At 52.7% G+C, this 1,127-nt stretch carries 1 protein-coding gene; it reads right to left on the reverse strand.

The genetic code is table 11. From position 1 onward, the window contains the following. Window positions 1-250: 250 nt before the first annotated feature. Window positions 251-1,066: a flagellin N-terminal helical domain-containing protein gene (locus B7364_RS04535; RefSeq protein WP_085338750.1), complete on the reverse strand. Its 816-nt coding sequence runs from the start codon at window positions 1,064-1,066 to the stop codon at window positions 251-253. Between the last annotated feature and the right edge of the window lie 61 nt (window positions 1,067-1,127).

A 1,127-nucleotide genomic window follows, 5' to 3' on the forward strand; every position in this document is an offset into this window, starting at 1 on the left:
ACTCTCATAAAGAACGAGGGACCCTAAGGGCTCAGGTCACACGCTATTCAAGCGTGGAAGCCATTTTGACTTACCGAATAGGATAGAACTCAGACCCGTATTTTCTGTTTTTGAAATAGAATCAATTTTACCGAACTCTTGGTAATTTCAAGTATGCAGTAAAATAAGCAGCTAAATATCGCATTGAATACAAAAAAGGGCTTGGATTGAAGCAATCCAAGCCCATTCTATTTTAGGTTTATTCTTAGTTTTAGCGGAACAAAGATAGCGCCGTCTGCGACGAAGAATTAGCTATCGACAAAGCTTGAACGCCCAATTGTTGCTTGACCTGCAAGGCTTGCAGCTTGGCGCTTTCTTTGGCGAGGTCAATGGCGCCGATCCCGTTACTCAACGCATCCTGCAACTTGCCAACGAAGGTGCGGTGCACCTGAAGGCGCTTTGCCCCTGCGCCCCAGGTCGCCAATTGCGTCCCCAAGGCTGTAATGGAAGCATTGACTTGGCCTAGGGCCGTGGCCGACGTGGTGTTGTCGGTCAGAACCGCGCCCGCTGCCACGGTGATGGTTGTGCCACCCAAGGCCAAACTGGCTCCGGCGATGGTGATGGTGTTCCCACCAGCGGCATCACCCAAAGCGACCGCACCGTCGGGGGTAGCTTGGATCATGTTTGCGCCGTCGAACGAGGCATTGGCAATCACGCTGGTGATTTGGTCGCGCAATTGCAGGAAGTCGGCAGCCAATGCGGCTTGAGCAGAGGCAGAGTTACCCGTCTGCGTACCGGCCAGAGCCTTGCCCTTCATTTCGTTCAACAATTCCATGATGCTCTCGCCAGCAGCAATGCCGGTGTCGAGGATGGAAGCTGCCCGGTCAGTCGATTCCCGCACGCGGTCATAGGCTGTCACGTCAGAACGCATCTTGTTGGCAATAGCGAAAAGCGCGCCATTGTCCTTTGCAGACGCAACCTTCAAGCCCGTGGCAATCGTGTTTTGCGTTTTGTCCATCTGGTCGTTGGTGCGGTTCAGAGTCTGCAGGGCCACCATGGCCCCTTGATTGGTATTTACGCTGATCATTCTTGATCCTCCGGAACGTACTAGAGCGTTTCCCGAGTTTTGTGAATCGAAAGGATTCCCA

It is taken from the genome of Aquidulcibacter paucihalophilus, from assembly GCF_002105465.1.
In the GTDB taxonomy this organism is placed as follows: domain Bacteria; phylum Pseudomonadota; class Alphaproteobacteria; order Caulobacterales; family Aquidulcibacteraceae; genus Aquidulcibacter; species Aquidulcibacter paucihalophilus.